Here is a 4,719-nt window from a genome sequence, read left to right as displayed (position 1 = left end):
CAGCAAACCCTAATTACTATTGATAGATTTCCTATTCTGCATTAGCAGCAGGGGAGGCTGTCGGTTCCTCAAAAATGACCAATTCTCAGGATAATTATTCTAGAGAATTTAACCCTTTTTCCGTTAACTTAATTAAGGGCAATCAATCGGTATTATCAAAGAGAGTGATATCGGGGAAATTAGCTACTTTATCAATTACTTTACCCCAGACAAATCCTCGAACTTGATCGCACAAAGAGGCAAAGAGTAAACCGGTAATCGTGCTGAGGGAATCGGTCAACAAGCTAAGGAAAATTAATCCGCTTACACTTGCGACTACCTTTAAAACAAACAACGGTTCAGTCTTGTCTGACGAATAATACACATTATTACAGTCCCCGGCACTCGAACCAGGGATAAAGGTACAATAGAACTGTAGAGATCTGGAGGGTTGCTATGTTTACACACAACTTAGATGACAAAAAACTGTCCCTCGATCTAGAAGGGAAAACACCGCAAAAACTCACCTATCGTTCACCAAAAATCTACCACCTCGATCGCCCTAGCAATTTATCAACAGAAAGGAATTCAAGGACTGCGGGATTTAGAAGGAAAATTTGCCCTCGTTATTTTTGATGGAAGTCCTGCGGCAACATTCCCTAGGCATTGCTGATGTCGAAAGTGGCAGTCGCATCGGCAGTTCCCTAGCTGTGATCCCATGGTTGCCACCAAGCAACTGAAGTAGGACGGGGATATCATCCCGGAGCGGGAAGGGAAACTGGACTAAAATCGCCAAGGTTTGGATTTCTCCTACAATTTAATCTCCCCTGCACACCGGGGGTTTTTTAGTCAGCAAAATCGGTAACTAGGGACACGAATAAACCAGTCAATTTATGGGAAAATAAGCTCATCTTCTCCGCTTTTATCCCATGCAAGCCGACTTTTTTACTAATATCCTCTTACCCGTTGGCCTAGGCGTTTTAATGTTAGGCATGGGATTGGGATTAATTCTCGCCGATTTTCAGCGTATCACCCGTTATCCCAAAGCAGTCCTGATCGGTTTAGTCAATCAAATTATTATTCTACCGATCGTCGGCTTTATTATTGCTTCTCTTTTGCCTCTCCGGCCAGAAATTGCCGTCGGTTTAATGATTGTCGCCATTTGCCCCGGCGGTCCTTCCTCCAATGTTTTAACCTATTTAGCTAAGGGAGATGTGGCCCTTTCTGTTACTTTAACCGCTTTTAGCAGCATCATCACCATTTTCACAATACCTTTTTTAGCTAGTTTCATTCTCCAGCATTTTATGGGTGAAAGTGCCGCCATCTCCCTACCCATTGGTTCCACTATGGCGCAGATATTTTTGATTATAGTTTTACCCCTGGTTATGGGTATGACTATCCGCCATTACTTCCCTTTACGGGCCAAAAGTCTGGAACCGATAACTAATCGTTTAGCCGTGATTTTTCTAGCGGTTATTATCTTCTTATTAATCCTGAGAGAATGGCAACGTTTACCTTTATTTATCGCTCAAACTGGCATCGCAGTGATCATTTTAAATACGATTGCTTCCCTAATTGGCTTTTTCAGTGGTCGTTTATTTCAATTAACTATTCCCCAAAGAATTTGTATTGCAATTGAAGTGGGTATTCAAAGCGGCACTTTAGCTATTGGCATCACTGCCGGTTTATTAAAGAATCCCGATCTGGCCATTCCCGCAATTGTCTATAGTTTATGGATGTATGTCAGCGCTTTTGTCGCTGTTTATTATGGTCGCAAAAAAGCAGCTTTGGCAAAATAGCTAAATCTGGTGATAGGATATAGCTAAAAAACTGATAACTGATTATGTTAATTGGTAAATATTTAACCCTAGAAGAATTATCTACCTGTTCCCAAACCTATCAAAAGTACGCAGCACAAGTCGATCCCTACCCAAAAAATCCCGCAACGATAACCGCTTGGCAAAATCTCGCTCACTTTATTATCGATCCAATTATTGATAACTTTGGTCGAGAAAAATTCCAATTAACCTATGGATTTTGTTCCAATGATCTGAGAAAATTTCTCCAAAAAAAAGACCCAATCACTGGCTTAAAAAACGGTAGAATCGATCCCAGTCGTGATCAACATTGCGCCCACGAAATTAATCAAAAAGGTCAATATTATTGTCAGCGATTGGGGGCAGCCTGTGATTTTCGGATTATCGATTTAACTAGCGATCGCCTGATCGATTGGATTTTAACCCAAAAATTACCCTTTGATTCTCTCTATTTTTACGGAATTAATCGCCCGATTCATATCAGCTACGGACCCCAACATAAACGAGATATATGGACTTTTACCCCTAGAGGAACACCGACTAAAAAAGGTTTACAATCATGGTTAGAAGCCGCTAAATCTATCGATTCTGAAGCTAAAAAATCCCCCAAAATAGGGGGATAACCAAGACCTAAAACCCTCTTCTTTTAGATTTCTGGTTCCAGCTCGTCCTCATCGTCCTCGTCGGCCGGTTCCGTGGGGAAAGGAACCGAACCCATGTCTAATTTATCCCGCAATAACTTCTCAATTTCTGCCGCTACTTCTGGCCTTTCTTCGAGATATTTAACGGCATTATCGCGACCCTGGGCAATATTTTCGCCATTATAGCTATACCATGCCCCTTTACGAGTAACCACGTTAGTTTGTTCGGCGATATCGAGCATACAACCCACTTGGGAAATGCCTTTACCGAAGATAATATCAAATTCAGCAATCCGGAAAGGAGGCGCGACTTTATTTTTAGCCACCTTAACTTTAGCCCGAATTCCGTATTCCCCTTCCGTGCCTTTTTTCAAAGTTTGAATGCGACGGATATCTAAACGTACCGAGGCATAAAATTTTAAGGCCGTTCCTCCAGTGGTCACTTCAGGATTGCCGTAGGTGACACCGATTTTTTGCCGCAGTTGGTTGAGGAAAATCACCACACAACCCGATTTACCAATATTACCGGCAATTTTTCGCAGGGCTTTACTCATCAAACGGGCCTGCAAACCCACCTGATTATCCCCCATTTCCCCCTCAATTTCCGCCCGCGGCACTAAAGCGGCCACCGAGTCGATGACAACGATATCCACGGCCGAAGAACGCACTAACTGGTCAACTATTTCTAAGGCAGCCTCCCCCGTATCCGGTTGTGCCACCAGTAAATTATTGATATCTACCCCTAAATCTTCCGAATAGGTGGGATCTAAAGCGTGTTCCGCATCGACAAAGGCCGCCACTCCCCCAGCTTTCTGCACTTCTGCGATCGCATGGAGGGCTAAGGTGGTTTTTCCAGAACTTTCCGGCCCGTAAATTTCGACGATGCGGCCTTTCGGTAAACCGCCACCCAAAGCCATATCTAGGGTTAAAGCACCACTAGGCACGGTTTCCACCCGCATCCGGGTGGCGTCTCCCAAACGCATGATCGAACCTTTGCCAAAGTTGCGCTCGATTTGATTTAAGACTAAACCTAAGGCCTTATCTCGATCGGGATTACTTGTCATTGTCGCCATTAATTTTCTCCCCAGTTTTCTTAAGTAGTACAGCAGTATGCAAAGATTGTAGCCTGTTTTAATCTTGATCACCAAAAAGTTAGAGACTTTTTCCAGAATGGTGATCAAAAATCAAAAGTTTTGATTTTTACAGCCAAGGCCGGCTCATCTGTTCTAATTGCGTCACCTCTTGCGCTTCTAAACTCCATCCTAAGGCCCCGGCATTTTCCCTCGCTTGGGCCGCAGTTTTTGCCCCCGGGATGGGAATTACATCCCCTTGGGCGATTAACCAATTGAGGGCGACTTGTGCGGGGGTTTTTTGGTATTTTACGCCCAATTCTTGCATTACCCTTAAAATTGGGGCTATTTTCTCCAAACCTTCTTTTTTGAACCGCGAGTCAACTTTTCTGGCTCCATCGGGCAAATTCTGGCTTTCTGGGCTATATTTACCCGTCAGTAGTCCTTGAGCGAGGGGGCTGTAGGCGAGGATGGTGACACCTAATTCCTTGGCCGTGGCTAAAATTGCCTTAGTTTCTATTTTGCGATACAAAAGCGAATACTGCACCTGATTGACCGCTAAGGGAACCTCTTTTTTCGCCAAAATCTGGCTTGCTTGACGCATTTGCTCGGCGGAATAATTACTTACACCCACGGAACCAATCCGGCCGCTTTTTACTTCTTCCCCTAGGGCATTGATTAGGGTTTCTTGGCTAATTAGGAAGGTGAAGGGCCAATGTACTTGGTAAAGGGCCATTTTATCGGTTTTTAGACGGTTTAAGCTCTCGGTAATGGCATTATGAACCGCATTCGCCCCCAATCGCCACGGTACGGGGGCAAATTTGCTGGCAATATCGATGGGAATATCAGTCTCTTGCGTAAATTTTCCTAAGAGTCGTTCCGATTCCCCCAGTCCATAGACTTCGGCAGTGTCAAAAAAGGTGATTCCTGCCTCTACTGCCGCTTTAAAGGCTTCCTCTACCTGACTAGCTCCGTATTCCTTGCCATAGTTCCAGAATAGTTTATCTCCCCATGCCCAAGTCCCAATTCCCAAGGCACTGACGGCAATTCCTGTTTGTCCGAGATTAGCGGTTTGTCTAGTCATATTCCCTACAAAGAATGACAGCGTTTCTCATTTAAAGTTGAAGTGTAACCTATATTTGGTCTGACTCCCCACTAACCCCCTTTTTTGATTCCGGGAAATTCCCACCCATAATTAATGGGAAAGGACTT

6 protein-coding genes are annotated in these 4,719 nt (G+C 44.0%); 3 read left to right on the top strand and 3 right to left on the bottom strand.

Translation table 11 applies throughout. From position 1 onward, the window contains the following. Window positions 1-142: 142 nt before the first annotated feature. Window positions 143-283: a hypothetical protein gene (locus tag PX636_RS13825; protein ID WP_288117601.1), complete on the bottom strand. Its 141-nt coding sequence runs from the start codon at window positions 281-283 to the stop codon at window positions 143-145. 313 nt (window positions 284-596) lie between these two features. Here PX636_RS13825 and PX636_RS13820 point away from each other — a divergent pair, with 313 nt between their 5' ends. The 3 genes from PX636_RS13820 to PX636_RS13810 all read left to right on the top strand — a co-directional run bounded on the left by PX636_RS13820 (window position 597) and on the right by PX636_RS13810 (window position 2,419). Further along, a complete protein-coding gene (locus PX636_RS13820) occupies window positions 597-719 on the top strand; it encodes a hypothetical protein (protein ID WP_283160069.1) in 123 nt (40 codons plus the stop codon). A gap of 189 nt (window positions 720-908) precedes the next feature. Beyond that, window positions 909-1,778 carry a bile acid:sodium symporter family protein gene (locus PX636_RS13815; protein ID WP_288117600.1) on the top strand — a complete coding sequence of 290 codons (870 nt, stop codon included), beginning with the start codon at window positions 909-911 and terminating at the stop codon, window positions 1,776-1,778. Window positions 1,779-1,822: 44 nt separating this feature from the next. Next, complete coding sequence (locus PX636_RS13810; RefSeq protein ID WP_002798714.1) at window positions 1,823-2,419, top strand: hypothetical protein; 597 nt, start codon at window positions 1,823-1,825, stop codon at window positions 2,417-2,419. A gap of 23 nt (window positions 2,420-2,442) precedes the next feature. On the opposite strand, the gene recA is transcribed toward PX636_RS13810, so the two are convergent. Both recA and PX636_RS13800 read right to left on the bottom strand, forming a co-directional pair. After that, window positions 2,443-3,510 carry a recombinase RecA gene (recA, locus tag PX636_RS13805; RefSeq protein ID WP_288117599.1) on the bottom strand — a complete coding sequence of 356 codons (1,068 nt, stop codon included), beginning with the start codon at window positions 3,508-3,510 and terminating at the stop codon, window positions 2,443-2,445. Between the two features lie 127 nt (window positions 3,511-3,637). After that, window positions 3,638-4,591 (bottom strand): aldo/keto reductase, encoded by a 954-nt coding sequence (locus PX636_RS13800; protein ID WP_288117598.1) that lies wholly within the window; start codon window positions 4,589-4,591, stop codon window positions 3,638-3,640. Window positions 4,592-4,719: the final 128 nt, after the last annotated feature.

It is taken from the genome of Microcystis sp. M53598_WE2, assembly GCF_030067735.1.
Lineage (GTDB): Bacteria > Cyanobacteriota > Cyanobacteriia > Cyanobacteriales > Microcystaceae > Microcystis > Microcystis aeruginosa.
Note: the sequence above shows the minus strand (reverse complement) of the source record. Positions and strands in the feature narration are given on the sequence as shown.

Coding starts and splice junctions, on each gene's coding strand:
- PX636_RS13815 (WP_288117600.1), top strand. CDS start 909: ATGCAAGCCGACTTTTTTACTAATATCCTCTTACCCGTTGGCCTAGGC.
- PX636_RS13810 (WP_002798714.1), top strand. CDS start 1,823: ATGTTAATTGGTAAATATTTAACCCTAGAAGAATTATCTACCTGTTCC.
- recA (WP_288117599.1), bottom strand. CDS start 3,510: ATGGCGACAATGACAAGTAATCCCGATCGAGATAAGGCCTTAGGTTTA.
- PX636_RS13800 (WP_288117598.1), bottom strand. CDS start 4,591: ATGACTAGACAAACCGCTAATCTCGGACAAACAGGAATTGCCGTCAGT.